The 566-nt window shown below is 30.7% G+C and carries 2 protein-coding genes; both read right to left on the bottom strand.

Features of this window, described 5'->3' with window-relative positions:
* Positions 1–323 (bottom strand): hypothetical protein (locus D1841_RS18865; RefSeq protein ID WP_207710221.1); only part of this gene is annotated, 323 nt, incomplete at its 3' end.
* A partial coding sequence (locus D1841_RS18395; RefSeq protein WP_166554403.1) for an SPASM domain-containing protein occupies positions 304–566 on the bottom strand: 263 nt, incomplete at its 5' end. The genes D1841_RS18395 and D1841_RS18865, both read right to left, overlap by 20 nt.

Consider the following 566-nt stretch of genomic DNA (forward strand, 5'->3'; position numbering starts at 1 on the left):
TTTAGAAATTGAGTAAATCCTTTCTTTTTATTCACTTCACTAATTGGCATCCTTCCTTCGAAACAATACTCACACGCCATGTTACAATTATAGCTTGGTATTAAAGTAAGTGTGGCCTTCCTACTAGATTGATTTTCGTTAAGTTTATATTTTTTCAAAAAATTATTCACCATAGAATCTGTATTTTTCGAAAAGGTGTTAATAACATTACTAACGCTATCGGTGTCAAAAAAATTAATACCGGGTTTGACATAATTTACAACTATAATTTTGCTTTCAAAGAAAAATGCATCTTCATACTGATTAATATACAGTGGCTTCATCTATATACCCTTCCCTAAATAATCCGATTAACGTATTTTCTATAGTTTTTCCTACATTATAGCAATAAACTTCATCAATCTTGCCATTACTACATAAATTGCTAACTGGACAGCCTCCACTACAAAATGCAATATATTTGCATTTCAAACATTTTTGCGGAAACTTGTAGTTTTCCCACTCTTTCCAGTTATCATATTTCTCTTCAGCTGAAAAAAAGGATCCAACTGCAAACTTTTTCATTC

Source organism: Neglectibacter sp. X4 (assembly GCF_009917365.1).
Taxonomy (GTDB): domain Bacteria; phylum Bacillota; class Clostridia; order Oscillospirales; family Acutalibacteraceae; genus Acutalibacter.